Genomic DNA, 15,575 nt, shown 5'->3' with positions numbered 1-15,575 from the left:
AGCCCCGACCGCCCCCGACTCGATCGCCGCGCGGGTCGCCGCCGGTCCGCTGCCCTTCACCCCCACGGTGTTCCCGGGACGCTACGCGTTCGAGCGTCCCGCGCCGAAGCCGGAGCCGCGTCGCATCGGTCCGTTCACCGCCGGTCAGTGGGTCGGCGCGGCGATCGTCACGGTCGTGGGTCTGCTGTTCGCGGGCGCGATGGTCGTGTTCGCGGTGCGCTGGCTGCTGAGCCTCGACGCACTGCGCGACTGGGTCGCCACCTACCCCGGCGAATACCACCTGCCGGTGGGCGCACCGGTCGGCTTCCCCGCGTGGGTCGGCTGGCAGCACTTCTTCAACGTGTTCCTGATGGTGCTGATCATCCGCTCGGGGCTGCAGGTACGGCACCAGAAGAAGCCGCCGGCGTTCTGGAGCCCGCGCTGGAACCCGAAGCGGAAGATCAGCATCGCGCTGTGGCTGCACCAGTCGCTGGACATCCTGTGGCTCGTCAACGGACTCGTGTTCGTCGTGCTCCTGTTCGTCACCGGCCAGTGGCTGCGCATCGTGCCGACCAGCTGGGAGGTGTTCCCGAACGCCGTCACCGCGGTGCTCAAGTACATCTCGCTCGACTGGCCGACCGAGGACGGCTGGGTCAACTACAACTCGATCCAGCAGCTGACCTACTTCGCGACCGTGTTCCTCGCTGCGCCCCTCGCGGCGATCACGGGCGTGCGCATGAGCGGCATCTGGCCGAAGAACGCGACGCGACTGAACAAGATCTACCCGGTCGAGTGGGCCCGCAAGGTGCACTTCCCCGTGATGATCTACTTCGTGCTGTTCATCGTCGTGCACGTGACGCTGGTGTTCGCGACCGGGGCGCTGCGCAACCTGAACCACATGTACGCGGGCAGCGACGAGGTCAACTGGGTCGGCTTCTCGATCTTCGCGGTCTCGATGCTCGTGATCGTCGGTGCGTGGGTCGCGGCGCGGCCCCTCGTGCTGGCGCCGATCGCGAAGCTGTTCGGGTCGGTCAGCTCGCGCTGAGCGCGTTCAGGAAATGACGGATGCCGCGCCCGCGGCATATCCGTCGGCGTAGGCCTCGTCCGCTCCCAGCCGGAAGAAGTCCCGCTCCGGCGGCCGGACGATCGAGCGCGCTCCCGGAAGGTCGAGCGCACCGACGAGGTCCGCGCGCCCGCGCACGACCGCGACGGGAAGCCGCGTGGCCTTGCCCTTGACGAGGTCGGCGGCGCCGCACAGCTCGTCGGCCACGCACGGCTGCGTCACGACGAGCGGGCGGCCCTCGGCGTCGACGCCGCCGCGGAGATCCTCGAACACCTGCACGCCACCGGCGCCGATCGCATGGTCCGTCTGCCCCTCGCGCCAGGCGCGCCCGAGCGTGTCGGAGACGAGCACCCCCACCTCGACCCCGAGCGCGGCCCGCAGCCCCGCGGCGAGGCGGCGGGCCGAGGCATCCGGATCAACCGGCAGCAGCAGCACCGTGCCCTCGGGGGTGTTCGACGCGTCGACGCCGGCCGCGGCTGAGACGATGCCCAGCCGATTCTCGACGATGCGCGTCGTGTGGCCGCTGGGGGCGGTGCGGCTGGCGACGAGGCGCACCGTCTCCGCGGTGATGGCGTCCTCGCGGTCGTCGGCGAGGACGAACCGTCCCTCGGCCTTCGACACGATCTTCGACGTCACGACGAGGATGTCCCCATCGCGCAGCTGATCGGATGCCGCCGCCCCGATGAGCGCGACGAGGTCGTCGCCCGCACCGATCTCGGGAAGCCCGGGCAGCGCCCAGATCTGCAGCACGTCGGGTCAGCGCACGAAGCGCACCTCGGTGAGCGTCTCACCGAGGAAGGGCTCCGTGTGGGTGTCACCGTCGAGGTGGAACCCGTTGCGCTCGTAGAAGCGGTGCGCGCGGGGGTTGTCGGAGGCCACCCAGAGGTAGAGCGGCTCGCCCTCGTCGACGGCGGCGTCGAACAGCTGCTGGCCGATGCCGGTTCCCTGCCATGCGCTCAGCAGGTAGATGAAATAGAGCTCGCGCTCACGGGGGGCGTCGCGGTCGCGTGCCGGGCCGGAGCCCACGAAGCCCACGATCTCACCGTCGACGAGGGCCGCGCTCATGCGGAACTCGGGGCCCTGCGCGGCCCAGTGGGTCCACAGTTCGGCAAGGCGGCGGGGGGAGACCTTCTCGAGAGCGGCTTTGCTGATGAGGTGGTCGTACGTCTCGTGCCAGCAGGCGGCGTGCACGCGTCCCAGGGCTTCGGCATCGACGTCGCGCACGGGGCGGACGATCAGATCGATCTGCAGATCGGCGTTCATGGCCAGACTCTAACCGGCCGCGGCGGGGCCGCGAAATCGGCTGTGCATGCCGCACGAACCTGTAGGCATCCGACAACGGAATGCGTGCTGACATCCACGATCAGTACGATCCACGGTCGTGAACGTGATCTGGCGCACCCTGCTCGTGCTGTTCGTCGCTCGGCGTCGTCTGCGTCGTGACGGCGTCATCGCCGACGCCTCGTTCGTGGGCCGTGTGCGGCTCACGACCCTCCCCACCGACCTCGACCTCGTGGGGCACATGAACAACGGACGGTACCTGTCGTTGTTCGACCTCGGCCGGTTCGACCTCATCATGCGCTCGGGTCTGTGGGATCTCATGCGCGCTCGCGGCTGGTACCCGGTCGTGGCGAGCTCGACGATCACCCACCGTAAGTCGCTGCACCTGTGGCAGCGCTTCGACATCGAGTCGAAGGTGATCTCCGCCGACGACAAGGCGATCTATCTCGAGCACCGCGCGGTGGTGCGCGGCGAGATCTACGCCCGACTGTTCGTGCGCTCCCGCTTCGTGCGACGAGCCGGCGGGGTGCTGCCCACCTCCGAGGTGTTCGAGGCCATGGGCATCGACCCGGCGACCGTGCCCGCCCCCGAGGCGTGGCTCAGCGAGTGGGCGCTCGACGTGGCGCTGCCGCCGACGAAGGCCCCCGCACCGAGCGTCTGGGGCTGATCAGGCGGATGCCCCGCCCCGCCCGCCGCCCGCGACCGCGGAGGTGCGCGCGGTGAGGGCGTCGGCGAGCGCATCGACGACGGCGCCCACGCGCCGACGCGTCCCCGAGGCCGCGCGGGTGGCGACGAACACCTCGCGCGTCGGTGCGTCGGGAAGGGTGATCGTGCGTACGGGAGGCCGCGCCCCGGCCCAGACGAGGTCGGGCAGCATGGCGACCGCACGGCCCGCGGCGACGAGTCCGACATGGGCGGTGAGGTCGGGCAGGGCGTAGCGCACGTCCGGTTCGAAGCCCGCCGCCCGACACTGCTGCACCGCCCACTGCCGCGCGGCGGTGCCCTCCGGCTCCAGCACCCACGGCCGGTCGGCGAGGTCGCGCAGTCCCCGTGCCCGTTCGCCGCGCGGGACAGCGAGACGGATCGGGTCGCGACCGAGGATGCGACGGGTCAGCCCGTCGCGGTGGGCGCGGGTGTGGCCGGGGTACTGCTCGGCCACGACGAGGTCGAAGCGTCGGGCGGACAGCTCGAACAAGCCCTCCTCGGGCGGGACGGCGGCCGCCTCGAGGCGCAGGTCGGGCTCGCGCGCAGCGAGGAGCGCGAGGGCGTCGGGCAGCAGGGCGAGGGCCGCCGTCTGCATGAGTGCCACCCGCACGGGCGCCGCGCCCGGACGCAGCGCCTCCAGTTCGCCGCGCACGCGTTCGTCTTCGTCGAGGGCTCGTTCGGCGTACGCCGCGAGCAGCTCGCCGTGCTCGGTGAGGCGGAGGCGCCGGCCGTCGGCGACGAACAGGGGCACCGCGGCATCCTTCTCGAGCTGGTCGAGCTGCTGCGAGATCGTCGACGGGCTGTACGACAGCGCCTCGGCCACGGCGGCGAGGGTGCCGCGCAGCGCGAACTCGTGCAGCATGCGCAGGCGCCGGAGTTCGAACATGGCATCCATTCGATAGGACCGATGTGTATTGATCATAAACAGTCGCTTTTCTCGAAGGATGCGTGCCGCCACCCTGGGATCACGGGTCACGAGTGGCAGGGTGGAAGGGACGGAAGCGTGGTGCGGCAGATGACGGATGCGGTCGGGACGGAACTGAGCGGGCAGGCGGTCGAGCTCGCGCACCGGTGGGTGCGGGAAGCGGCGGCGGCCGACGTCGATCCGGCGGCGGAACGCCTCGCCGGAGTGCTGCGGGACCCGAACGGACTGCCCTTCACGATCGGCTTCGTCGACGGCGTCATGCGTCCCGAGAGCCTGGCGGCCGCGGCATCCCATCTGTCGCGAATCGCCCCCCTGGTGCCCGACTTCCTGCCCTGGTACCTCCGCAGCGCGGTGCGCACAGGCGGCGCCCTCGCCCCCGTGGCGCCCGCTGCCGTCGTGCCGATCGCGCGGCGCGTGCTGCGCGACATGGTCGGCCACCTCATCGTCGACGCGCGCGCCGAGAAGCTCGGCCCCGCCCTCGCGGCCCTCCGCGCCGACGGCGCCCGCCTCAACCTCAACCTGCTCGGTGAGGCCGTGCTCGGCGAGCACGAGGCGCTGCGGCGACTCGAGGGCATCCACGAGCTGATCCGCCGCCCCGACGTCGACTACGTGTCGGTGAAGGTCTCCGCGATCGCCAGCCACATCTCGATGTGGGCATTCGACGAGACCGTCGACCTCGTCGTCGAACGCCTCCTGCCCCTCTACGTCAGTGCCGCCACCGACGGCACGTTCATCAACCTCGACATGGAGGAGTACCGCGACCTGGACCTCACGATCGCGGTGTTCACTCGCATCCTCGAGGATCCACGTCTGGCCGGACTCGAGGCGGGCATCGTGCTGCAGGCCTACCTGCCCGACGCGCTGCCCGCGCTGCAGCAGCTGACCGCGTGGGCGGGAGAGCGGGTCGCCGCGGGTGGCGCGCACATCAAGGTGCGGCTCGTGAAGGGCGCGAACCTGGCCATGGAGAAGGTCGACGCCGTGCTGCACGGTTGGCCGCAGGCGCCCTACGAGACGAAGCTCGACACCGACGCGAACTACCTGCGCTGCCTCGACTGGGCGCTCACCCCCGCACACGCCGACGCGGTGCGCCTCGGTGTCGCCGGGCACAACCTCTTCGACGTCGCCTACGCATGGCTGCTCGCCGGCGAACGCGGCGTGCGCGACGCGATCGAGATCGAGATGCTGCTCGGCATGGCGCAGGGCCAGGTGCAGGCGGTCACCCGCGAGGTCGGTCATGTGCTGCTGTATGTGCCGGTCGTGCGCCCGGACGAGTTCGACGTCGCCATCAGCTACCTCGTGCGCCGCCTCGAAGAGAACGCGTCGAGCGAGAACTTCCTCTCCGCCGCGTTCGAGCTCGCCGACGACGAGAGCCTCTGGGTGCGCGAGCGCGACAGGTTCCTCGCGGCGCTCGAGAGGTCGACGGATGCCTCGCTGCGCACCGGTGCCGCGCGCACCCAGCAGCGCGGCGACGCGCCCGCACCCGGTGACCCGTCGATCCTTCGCGAACCCGCTCCGCCGCTCGGCTCCGCCGGTCTCACCCAGGCGGTGCTGGGCATCGCCCACGACGGCGCCGAGGACGTGCGCGGCTTCGGCGGAGCCGACCTGGTCGAGACCGCGGTGTTCTCGCTCAAAGAGAGCGGCGAGCATGCGGTCGGCGCCCCCGGGTTCCGTAACGCGGCCGACACCGACCCCGCGCTGCCGCAGAACCGCGACTGGGCGCGGCAGATCTTCGCGCGCATCGGCGTCTCGCACGTCGGCGACGTGACCCTGCGCGCCGCGCGGATCGACGACCGCGCACGCCTCGAGGATGCGATCGCGCGCGCCCGGAAGGCGGGCGTCGCCTGGGGTTCGGTTCCCGCCGCCGACCGCGCGGTCGTACTGCAGCAGGTCGCGCGCGCCCTCGAGGCCCGTCGCGCCGAGCTCATCGAAGTCGCCGCGGACGAGACCGGGAAGGTGTTCGCCGAGGCCGACGTGGAGGTCAGCGAGGCGGTCGACTTCGCGAACTACTACGCCGCCACCGCCCGTGAGCTCGACGCCGTGCCCGGTGCGGTGTTCGAGCCGGTCGGTCTCACCGTCGTCGCCCCGCCGTGGAACTTCCCGCTCGCGATCCCGGCGGGCGGCGTGCTCGCCGCGCTCGCCGCCGGGTCCGGCGTCATCTTCAAGCCCGCCCCTCAGGCGCGGCGCTGTGCTGCCGTCATCGTCGAGGCGCTGGCGACCATCGGCCTCCCCGACGGCCTCGTCACCCTCGTCGACATCGACGAGGGTGAGCTGGGCGAGGCCCTCATCACCCACCCCGCGGTGGACCGCGTCATCCTCACCGGCTCGTGGGAGACCGCGGCGCTGTTCCGCTCGTGGCGTCCCGACCTTCCCCTTCTCGCGGAGACGAGCGGCAAGAACGCGATGATCGTCACCGCGACAGCGGACCTCGACCTGGCGGCATCCGATCTGGTCAAGAGCGCCTTCGGGCACGCCGGTCAGAAGTGCTCGGCGGCGTCGCTCGCGATCCTCGTCGGGTCGGTGGGCCGGTCGGAGCGCTTCGCCCGGCAGATCGTCGATGCCGCCCGCTCGCTGCGCGTCGGCACCCCCGCCGACCCCCGCACCGAGATCGGCCCCGTCGTCGAGATGCCGCAGGGCAAGCTGAAGTGGGCGCTCACCGAGCTCGAGCCGGGACAGCGCTGGCTGCTCGAGCCGCAGGAGCTCGACGCCGTGCCCGAGCTGGCCGGGCGGCTGTGGTCGCCGGGCATCCGCACCGGTGTGGCGCCGGGGTCGCGGTTCCATCGCGAGGAGTTCTTCGGCCCCGTGCTCGGCATCATGCACGCCGCGACCCTCGGCGAGGCGATCGCCCTGCAGAACGCCGTCGACTACGGGCTGACCGCGGGCCTGTACACGCAGAGTCCCGAGGAGCTCGGCATCTGGCTCGACCACGTGCAGGCCGGCAACCTCTACGTGAACCGCGGCACGACGGGTGCGATCGTGCAGCGTCAGCCGTTCGGCGGCTGGAAGCGCTCGTCGGTCGGCGCGGGCGCCAAAGCCGGCGGCCCGAACCACCTCGTCGGCCTCGGCGGCTGGCGGGCATCGACCGGCACCGCGTCGGGCACCCTGCACCTGCGCGGGCTCGACTCGCGCATCACCGCGCTCATCGAGGCGTCCCAGTCGTCGCTCGACTACCCGCGCTTCGACTGGCTGCGCCGTGCCGCTCTGTCCGACGCGATCGAGTGGGATCGGGAGTTCGGCCAGGTTCGGGATGTCTCGCACCTCGGCATCGAGCGAAACCTGCTGCGCTACCGGCCGGTCGAGGTCGGCCTTCGCGCCACCGCGGGCGCCGAACTGCAACAGGTGCTCCGCGTCTCGATCGCCGCGATCCGGGCCGCGGGTGCGACCGTGCTGTCGGTCGCGGCCGGCCTCCCGCCCGCCGTGCGACGGGGACTCGTGGAGGCGGGCATCACCGTGTTCGTCGAGAGCGACGACGAGTGGACGGCGCGCATCGTGGGCGGGCCGGAGGCCGCGGCATCCCGGCCACCGAGGGTGCGCCTGATCGGTCCCCGTGCGGAGACCGCGGTGCTGCACACCGCACTCGCGCGGGCCGTCGGCGGCGACCCCGATCTCGCGATCTACGCCGCAGACGTGACGACCGCGGGGCGGCTCGAGCTGCTGCCGTTCCTGCACGAGCAGGCCATCGCGATCACCGCGCACCGCTTCGGCAACCCCGACGACTGGTCGCAGGCGGTCATCTGACCGCGGTGCCGGTCGGCCGAGCGGCGCTCGGGTCGCGCGACCGCGCGCGCAAGGTCGGAACTTTTCGGGGACACGCCGGTGGGGGCGCTGCCGGGCGGCGTGCCGGCCAGGAGTTCCGACCTTGCGCGAGGCGTACGGCTATCGGAGGCGGCGGCTCTCATCTGCGTGCGATGGCAGGCGGTGGCGGGCGGCGATGGCTCGCTGCCGTCGTCGCCTGCGGCCCGACGCGCGCTGCCCGAAACGCCGGTGGGGGCGGATGCCGCGGCATCCGCCCCCACCGGCGTCGGGGTCAGTCCTGGTGCGTCTCGCGGTACTCGCGGCGCGTCATGCCGGGCTCGACGTCCTCCTCGGCGTCGCCGGCCGGCTCCTCGTCGCGGGCCGTCGGGCCGACGAGCGCGCCCGCCTCGGCGGCGGCGAGGGCCGCTTCGGCCTCGAGGGAGGCCGCATCCTTCTCGGCATGCCGCTGCTCGTCGTGGGCCTCCTGCAGCGCCGACTTCTGGCGCAGCGGCGGCGTGCGGAAGAACAGCGTCAGCACGAACGCGATGAGCACCACGAACATGGCGACCCAGTACACGAGCACGGTCGACTGGTTGAACGCGGTCAGCAGCGGCTTCGACAGACGCGGGTCGGCGCCGTTGAGGAACGCGGTGTCGTCCATCGTCGAGTTGTCGAACGACGATCCCGACGACGAGCTGGCGTTGTCGATGATCGTCGGCACGATCGTGTCGACGAACGACTGGCGGGCGGTGGCGTCCGAGAAGTCGAGCGTCACGGTGCCGTCGGAGGCCACCTTCGCGACCGGCAGCTCCTGCTGGATCTGCGCGGCGGCGGAGGTGATCGCCTGCGCCTGGGCGGCGGCGGTCGCCTGCGCCTGTGCGGAGGCGGGGATGGCGCCGGCGGCGACCTGCTGCGCGACGACGGACGCCGCCGCGGCCTTGGCCTGATTCACTCCGTCCTGCGCCTGGGTCAGCGCACCGTCGGTCACCTTCGAGACGATCGGGTCGTAGACCTTCGTCATGATGCCCTGGTTCTCGGGAGCCTGCGCGACCGTCGGGTCGAGCGCGGCGTCGAGCGCGGCGGTCAGCGTCGCCTTGTCGGTGAAGTTGGTCTGCAGGTTCGCCGGCATGACCGTGAACAGCAGCGACAGCAGCACGGCGGTGCCGAGGGTTCCACCGATCTGGCGGAAGAACGTCGACGCCGACGTCGCCACACCCATGTCGCGCAGGCCGACCGAGTTCTGCGACGCGATCGTGAGCGTCTGCATCAGCTGGCCGAGGCCGAGGCCGATCAGCAGCATGGATCCCGCGATCTGCCAGTACGACGTGTCGTACTTCATGAGCGTCAGCGTGAAGAAGCCCGCCGCCATGAAGAACGTGCCGATCGTCGGGAAGATGCGGTAGCGACCGGTGCGGGAGATGATCTGGCCGCTCGCGATCGAGGAGATCATGAGGCCGAGGATCATCGGCAGCAGCTGGAAACCGCTCTCGGTCGGCGAGGAGCCGAGCACGAGCTGCAGATAGAGCGGCAGGGTCAGCATCGCGCCGAACATGCCGAAGCCGACGAAGACGCCGATCACGGTCGCCATCGAGAAGGTCGACGAGCGGAAGAGCTTCAGCGGGATGAGCGCGTCATCCTTCATGATGCTCTCCACGATGATGAAGGCGATGATGCCGAGGCCGCCGACCACGTAGCAGGCGATCGAGATGGGCGAGCTCCAACCCCAGTCGCGACCCTGCTCGGCCACGAGCAGCAGCGGCACGAGCGCGATGATGACGGTGGCCGCACCGAACCAGTCGATGCGCACCGAATGCCGCGGCTGGCGGGGGATGTGCAGGAAGCGCATCACGATCGCGAGGGCGATGATGCCGATCGGCACGTTGATGAGGAACACCCAGCGCCATCCGGCGATGAACAGGATCTCGGATGCCCCGGCGAACAGTCCGCCCACGAGCGGGCCGATGACCGACGAGATGCCGAAGACGGCGAGGAAGTAGCCCTGGTACTTCGCGCGCTCACGGGGCGCGAGGATGTCGCCCATGATCGCGAGCGGCATCGACATGAGGCCACCGGCGCCGAGTCCCTGGATCGCGCGGAATGCAGCCAGCTCGATCATCGACGACGAGAAGCTCGCCGCGACGGATCCGATGATGAAGACCACGATCGCGAAGATGAACAGCGGCCGGCGGCCGAAGATGTCGGACAGCTTGCCGTAGATGGGCGTTGCGATCGTCGACAGGATCAGGTAGGCGGTGGTCACCCACGCCTGCTGGCTGAGCCCGTTCAGGTCGTCGCCGATCGTGCGGATCGCGGTTCCCACGATCGTCTGGTCGAGAGCGGACAGGAACATTCCGGCCATGAGCCCGAAGATCACGAAGAGGATCTGCCGGTGGGTCATCACCGGGTTGCTCTTGGTGACCGGGCTCTTCACAGCGACGTCAGTCATGTTTCCTCAGGGGAGAGAAGGGAAGTGGGGTGCAACGGCCGAAGAGATCGGGCGGGCGCGTCAGTGGCGCGCGATTCGTTGTGTCAGGTCAACGATCATACGCGTAACATCCGCACCTCCACGACCGGCATAGCGAACTCACGGGGAACGACGCAAGGGCTGGATGCCGCGGCATCCGCTCTTCTCGCACCGATACTGCGCCACCGCCCGGCTCCGTGAGACAATGCGGGTGGCGTGCCCGGAACGTCGGCTTCTTGCTCCGCCGGGCCTCTGGACAGCGTCCGCCGCCCCCCTCACAAGGAGCACAATGACGCACCCGACCGGTTCCACCCGCATCGCCCAGCACCGCACCTACCTGATGTGCAAGCCCACCCATTTCACGGTGAGCTACCGCATCAACCCGTGGATGGAGCCCGCCAACCCCACCGACACGCAGCTCGCCGTCGACCAGTGGCAGGCGCTCTACGACACCTACCTCGACCTCGGTCACGAGGTGCAGCTCATCGACCCGGTCGAGGGACTGCCCGACATGGTCTACACCGCCAACGGCGGCTTCGTGATCGACGGTGTCGCCTACGGCCCGAAGTTCCGCTTCGCCGAGCGCGCCGGCGAGGAGCAGCCGTTCATAACCTGGTTCCGCGAGAACGGCCTCACTGTCGTCGAGCCGCGCGAGACGAACGAGGGCGAGGGCGACTTCCTGCTGGCGGGAGACATCATCCTCGCCGGCACCGGCTTCCGCTCCACCGGTGACAGCCACCGCGAGGTCGCCGAGGTGTTCGACCGCGAGGTCGTCTCGCTGACCCTCACCGACCCGCGGTTCTACCACCTCGACACGGCGATCTCGGTGCTCGACCCGGTGCAGGGTCCGGGCGGCGTCGAGCGCGCGAACATCGCCTACCTGCCCACCGCGTTCGACGCGGCATCCCGTGCGACCCTGCAGCGGCTGTTCCCCGAGGCGATCGAGGTGTCGGATGCCGACGGCGCGGTCTTCGGCCTGAACTCCGCCTCCGACGGTCGCAACGTGTTCATCTCTCCGCGGGCGACCGGCTTCGAGGCGCAGCTGCGCGAGCGCGGCTACAACCCGGTGCTCGTCGACCTGTCCGAGCTTCTGCTCGGCGGCGGCGGCATCAAGTGCTGCACCCTCGAGATCCGGAGGAGCGCATGAGCGACCTCACGACCGACGCGCTGACCGCGGGCTACATCGCCCACGAGGACGAGCACCTCGCCCACAACTACCACCCGCTGCCGGTGGTCGTCGCCCGTGCTGAGGGCTCCTGGGTGACGGATGTCGAGGGCCGCCGCTACCTCGACCTGCTCTCCGCCTACTCGGCCGTCAACTTCGGACACCTGCACCCGGCGATCACCGCCGCCCTCACCGAGCAGCTCTCACGGGTCGCGCTCACGAGCCGGGCGTTCCACAACGACCAGCTCGGCGCGTTCGCCGCGGCCCTCGCCGAGCTGTGCGGCAAGGATCTCGTGCTGCCGATGAACACGGGTGCCGAGGCCGTCGAGACGGGCATCAAGGTCGCCCGCGCCTGGGCGTACCGGGTGAAGGGCGTGCCAGCGGGCGCGGCCGAGATCATCGTCGCGCACGACAACTTCCACGGCCGCACGACCACGATCGTCGGGTTCTCCACCGACGAGTCGGCCCGGGATGGCTTCGGGCCGTTCACCCCCGGCTTCGTGGGCGTGCCGTACGGCGACGCGGCGGCGATCGATGCGGCGATCGGAGAGAACACCGCCGCCGTGCTGATCGAGCCGATCCAGGGCGAGGCGGGGGTCATCCTCCCGCCCGAGGGCTACCTGCGGGCGGTGCGGGAGATCTGCACCCGCCGGGGCGTGCTGTTCATCGCCGACGAGATCCAGTCGGGCCTCGGCCGGGTCGGCACCACCTTCGCCTGCGATCGCGAGGACGTGGTGCCCGACGTGTACCTTCTCGGCAAGGCGCTGGGAGGGGGCATCCTGCCCGTCTCCGCCGTCGTCGCCGACCGTGACGTGCTCGGGGTCATCCGCCCCGGTGAGCACGGCTCGACCTTCGGAGGCAACCCGCTCGCGGCGGCCGTGGGCCTGCGGGTCGTCGAGATGCTGGCGTCGGGAGAGTTCCAGCAGCGCGCGCTCGCACTCGGCGAGCACCTGCGCGCCCGGCTCGACGACCTCATCGGGCACGGCGTCGTCGCGGTCCGCAGCGCCGGGCTCTGGGCCGGCATCGACATCGATCCCGTCGTCGGCACCGGACGCGAGATCGCCGAGCGCCTGCTCGCGCGCGGCGTGCTCGTGAAGGACACGCACGGCCAGACCATCCGCATCGCGCCGCCGCTCGTCGTGCGCGCGACCGAGCTCGACTGGGCCATCGAACAGCTGAAGGTCGTGCTCGCGGGCTGACCCCTCGCCGCCGTGCGGGGCGGCGGCCGTGCGGTCCGGGCGCCCCTCGCCCGGGCGCCGCGGTCATGCTCTCCGCCGGCCGCAGCGTGGCATCGGCACCGTGCCCGACCACCGCCGCGCTGCACGCGCGCCTTGCCGACGCGCCGCGGCATCCGGTATACGGAAGACGGACGAGAGGATCGCACCATGACCGTCGACGCGAGTGCGGGCGCCCGCCCCGAGGTCTCCGCCGCCGAGGCGGCCGCCGTCGCCCGCGAGCTGTGGGGGCTCGACGGCGAGGTGCGCGAGCTCGGCAGCCAGCAGGATCGCAACTATCGAGTGGATGCCGCATCCGGCCGTGTCGTCGTGAAGATCGCGCATGCGGCGACCGACCGCCGCGACCTCGAGGCCCAGCACGAGGCGCTCCGGCTGCTGCGCCGGGCGGGGCTGCGGGTGCCGTCCGCGGTGGCGGCGCGGGACGGCGAGCACATCGTGCCCGTCGGCTTCGCCAGAGGACCTCACCTCGTGCGCGTGCTCGAGTACGTCGACGGCGAACCGCTCATCGAGACGGCCGGCTACGGCGAGGCCGAGGCCGCTCTCGTCGGCGACACCGCCGGGCGCGTCGCCGCGGCGCTCGCGGCGCTCGACGTCGAGCCCTCGGCGTACGCGTCGCAGTGGGACATCCGCGAGGGTTCCCGGGTCGTCGACGACCTGATCGACGCGGTCACCGACCCCGCCCGCCGGGCGCTGGTGCGCGCGGCGACCGACAGCGCCGCCGCCCGCGTCGCGTCGCTCGCCGACCTGCTGCCCCCGCAGCCCATCCACGCCGACGTCACCGACGACAACCTCGTGCGGGACTCCGACGGCCGGGTCGGGGTCATCGACTTCGGCGACCTCATGGTCACGTGGCGCGTGGCCGAGCTCGTCGCGGCATCCGCCTGCGCCTACATGCGCGACGAGCCCGACGCGCTGTTCCTCGCGACCGTGCGCGGATTCGCCGCCCACGTCGCCCTCACCGACGCCGAACTCGACGCGCTCTGGCCGCTCGTCGTGCTGCGCTGCGCCGTGCTCGTCGTCAGCGGCGAGCACCAGGTCGCCCTCGACGGCGACAACGACTACGCCGACGAGCGCCGCGGCGCAGAGTGGCGCGCGTTCGCCGCGGCGGCGGCGCGCGACGCGGGCGAGATGGCGTACCTCGTCCGCGCCGTGGCGCGCGGGCTCGACGATCCCCGAGCGGATGCAACGGCCACCCTGCTGCCCGCGGGGATCGCCGCGGCATCCGTCGATCTCTCCGTCACGAGCGACGCGCTGGCAGCGGGGGACTGGCTCGAACCGGGAATCGAGGAGCGCGTGCTGCGCGCCGCCGGTGGGCTGGCGCACACGCGCTGGGGCGAGTTCCGGCTGACGCGCACGCGGCTGCTCGCCCCACGCGGTACGGCGGCGACCCTGGCGCTGGGTGTCGACCTCGTGGCTCCCCAGGGCTGCACGCTCGCCGCCCCGTTCGCGGGACGGGTCGTCGCGACCCGCACCGGGCTGGCGCTGCACGGCGACGACGCCACCCTCTGGGTGGACGGGGTCGCACCGTTCGTCCTCGGCGAGGTCGCGCCGGGTGCCCGGCTCGGCGACGCATCCTGGGGGGACGTCGTGCACGTGCAGCTCGGGCCCGCCGACGATCGCCGTCCGCCCGCGTGCGTCACCCCGCGGCTCGCGGACCTCTGGCGCCGCATCAGCCCCGACCCGTCGCGCGTGCTCGGGGTGGCGGCATCCGCGCCGGTCATCGCGCCCGCCGACACTCTCGCCCGCCGCGACGCTCACGTCGCCGCAGCGCAGGAGCACTACTACTCCCGCCCGCCGCAGATCGAACGCGGCTGGCGCGAGCACCTCATCGACACCGAGGCGCAGACCTACGTCGACGTCGTCAACAACGTCACGATCGCGGGCCACGCCCACCCCGGCATCGTCGATGCCGCCGCGCGGCAGTGGACGCTGCTGAACACGAACTCGCGCTTCCACTACGCGGCGATCGCCGAGCTGTCAGAGCGTCTCGCCGCCCTCGCGCCCGCCGGGCTCGACCGGGTGTTCCTCGTCAACAGCGGCAGCGAAGCGGTCGATCTCGCGCTGCGGCTCGCGTTCACCGCCACCGGGCGCGGACGCATCCTTGCGGCGCGAGAGGCGTACCACGGGTGGACGATCGGCTCCGACGCCGTCTCGACCTCGATCGGCGACAACCCGCGTGCCCTCGAGACGCGACCCGACTGGGTCGAACTGCTCGACGCCCCCAACCCGGTGCGCGGCACGTATCGCGGGCGAGGATCGGCGGCCGCCTATCTCGCCGACGTCGACGCCCGCCTCGACGCGCTCGGCGCCGACGGACGCGCACAGTTCGCCGGGGTCGTGATCGAGCCGATCTTCGGCAACGGTGGCGGCGTGCTGCTGCCCGACGGCTACCTCGCGGGCCTCTACGAACGGGTGCGGGCGCTCGGCGGGGTGTGCATCTCCGACGAGGTGCAGGTGGGCTACGGCCGGCTCGGCGCGCACTTCTGGGGTTTCGAGCAGCAGGGCGCCGTGCCCGACGTGATCGCGGTGGCGAAGGCCATGGGCAACGGCCAGCCGCTCGGGGCTGTCATCACGACCGCCGCGATCGCCGAGGCGTTCGAGCAGGAGGGCAGCTTCTTCTCCTCCGCCGGCGGCAGTCCGGTCAGTGCGCGGGTCGGCGTCGCCGTGCTCGATGCGCTCCGCGACGACGACCTGCAGGGCAACGCGCAGCGGGTCGGCGCGCTGTTCGGTGACGCGCTGCGGGCCCTGGGGACGCGGCATCCGTCGATCGGTGCGGTGCACGGCATGGGCCTCTACCTCGGGGTCGAACTCGTCGTCGACGCCGACCTGACTCCCGCCCCCGAGCTCGCGCGGCGCGTGTGCGACCTGCTGCTCGACGACGGATGCATCGTGCAGCCCACCGGCGACCACAAGAACGTGCTGAAGATCAAGCCGCCGCTGTGCATCACGGCCGAGTCGGTCGCGTGGGTGGTCGCCGCGCTCGACCGCGCCCTCGCCGCCGCGTAGCGCGCGCCCGCCCTCTCGCC

The 15,575-nt window shown here is 71.6% G+C and carries 10 protein-coding genes; 6 read left to right on the top strand and 4 right to left on the bottom strand.

Annotation, left to right across the window (positions count from 1 at the left end; translation table 11 throughout):
- The coding region (locus tag RR49_RS01345; protein ID WP_052671973.1) for a cytochrome b/b6 domain-containing protein at positions 1–1,024 on the top strand (1,024 nt) is incomplete at its 5' end.
- A gap of 6 nt (positions 1,025–1,030) precedes the next feature.
- Here RR49_RS01345 and cofE read toward each other — a convergent pair.
- Both cofE and RR49_RS01335 read right to left on the bottom strand, forming a co-directional pair.
- Positions 1,031–1,792 (bottom strand): coenzyme F420-0:L-glutamate ligase, encoded by a 762-nt coding sequence (gene cofE, locus RR49_RS01340; protein ID WP_045246042.1) that lies wholly within the window; start codon positions 1,790–1,792, stop codon positions 1,031–1,033.
- A 6-nt stretch (positions 1,793–1,798) separates the two neighbouring features.
- Complete coding sequence (locus RR49_RS01335) at positions 1,799–2,305, bottom strand: GNAT family N-acetyltransferase (RefSeq protein WP_045246040.1); 507 nt, start codon at positions 2,303–2,305, stop codon at positions 1,799–1,801.
- 118 nt (positions 2,306–2,423) lie between these two features.
- Between RR49_RS01335 and RR49_RS01330 the strand changes: the two genes are divergently transcribed.
- The gene (locus tag RR49_RS01330; RefSeq protein ID WP_045246038.1) at positions 2,424–2,990 is read left to right on the top strand and encodes an acyl-CoA thioesterase; all 567 of its coding nucleotides are present in this window, start codon (positions 2,424–2,426) and stop codon (positions 2,988–2,990) included.
- Here RR49_RS01330 and RR49_RS01325 read toward each other — a convergent pair whose 3' ends face one another.
- Positions 2,991–3,914, bottom strand: coding sequence for a LysR family transcriptional regulator (locus RR49_RS01325; RefSeq protein WP_045246047.1), 924 nt, complete (start codon positions 3,912–3,914; stop codon positions 2,991–2,993).
- 129 nt (positions 3,915–4,043) lie between these two features.
- On the opposite strand from RR49_RS01325, the gene RR49_RS01320 reads away from it, so the two are divergent.
- Complete coding sequence (locus tag RR49_RS01320) at positions 4,044–7,688, top strand: proline dehydrogenase family protein (protein WP_045246045.1); 3,645 nt, start codon at positions 4,044–4,046, stop codon at positions 7,686–7,688.
- 289 nt (positions 7,689–7,977) lie between these two features.
- Here the strand turns inward: RR49_RS01320 and RR49_RS01315 are convergent, their stop codons facing one another.
- On the bottom strand, positions 7,978–10,083 hold the full coding sequence (locus tag RR49_RS01315) for an MDR family MFS transporter (protein ID WP_082483231.1): 2,106 nt from the start codon (positions 10,081–10,083) through the stop codon (positions 7,978–7,980).
- A 355-nt stretch (positions 10,084–10,438) separates the two neighbouring features.
- Between RR49_RS01315 and ddaH the strand changes: the two genes are divergently transcribed.
- The 3 genes from ddaH (at position 10,439) to RR49_RS01300 (ending at position 15,555) form a co-directional block, all read left to right on the top strand.
- Positions 10,439–11,296, top strand: a complete 858-nt coding sequence (gene ddaH / locus RR49_RS01310) for a dimethylargininase (RefSeq protein WP_045246037.1) — start codon at positions 10,439–10,441, stop codon at positions 11,294–11,296.
- Positions 11,293–12,513 (top strand): ornithine--oxo-acid transaminase, encoded by a 1,221-nt coding sequence (gene rocD, locus RR49_RS01305; RefSeq protein WP_045246035.1) that lies wholly within the window; start codon positions 11,293–11,295, stop codon positions 12,511–12,513. Before ddaH ends, rocD begins: the two co-directional genes overlap by 4 nt.
- A 186-nt stretch (positions 12,514–12,699) precedes the next feature.
- The gene (locus tag RR49_RS01300) at positions 12,700–15,555 is read left to right on the top strand and encodes an aminotransferase (protein ID WP_045246034.1); all 2,856 of its coding nucleotides are present in this window, start codon (positions 12,700–12,702) and stop codon (positions 15,553–15,555) included.
- Positions 15,556–15,575 lie beyond the last annotated feature (20 nt).

Source organism: Microbacterium ginsengisoli (genome assembly GCF_000956535.1).
Taxonomy (GTDB): domain Bacteria; phylum Actinomycetota; class Actinomycetes; order Actinomycetales; family Microbacteriaceae; genus Microbacterium; species Microbacterium ginsengisoli.
Note: the sequence above shows the minus strand (reverse complement) of the source record. Positions and strands in the feature narration are given on the sequence as shown.

Excerpts from the sequence above, each read along its gene's own strand:
- rocD (WP_045246035.1), top strand. The coding sequence starts at position 11,293 with ATGAGCGACCTCACGACCGACGCGCTGACCGCGGGCTACATCGCCCAC.
- RR49_RS01315 (WP_082483231.1), bottom strand. The coding sequence starts at position 10,083 with ATGACCCACCGGCAGATCCTCTTCGTGATCTTCGGGCTCATGGCCGGA.
- RR49_RS01325 (WP_045246047.1), bottom strand. The coding sequence starts at position 3,914 with ATGTTCGAACTCCGGCGCCTGCGCATGCTGCACGAGTTCGCGCTGCGC.
- ddaH (WP_045246037.1), top strand. The coding sequence starts at position 10,439 with ATGACGCACCCGACCGGTTCCACCCGCATCGCCCAGCACCGCACCTAC.
- RR49_RS01320 (WP_045246045.1), top strand. The coding sequence starts at position 4,044 with ATGACGGATGCGGTCGGGACGGAACTGAGCGGGCAGGCGGTCGAGCTC.
- RR49_RS01335 (WP_045246040.1), bottom strand. The coding sequence starts at position 2,305 with ATGAACGCCGATCTGCAGATCGATCTGATCGTCCGCCCCGTGCGCGAC.
- RR49_RS01300 (WP_045246034.1), top strand. The coding sequence starts at position 12,700 with ATGACCGTCGACGCGAGTGCGGGCGCCCGCCCCGAGGTCTCCGCCGCC.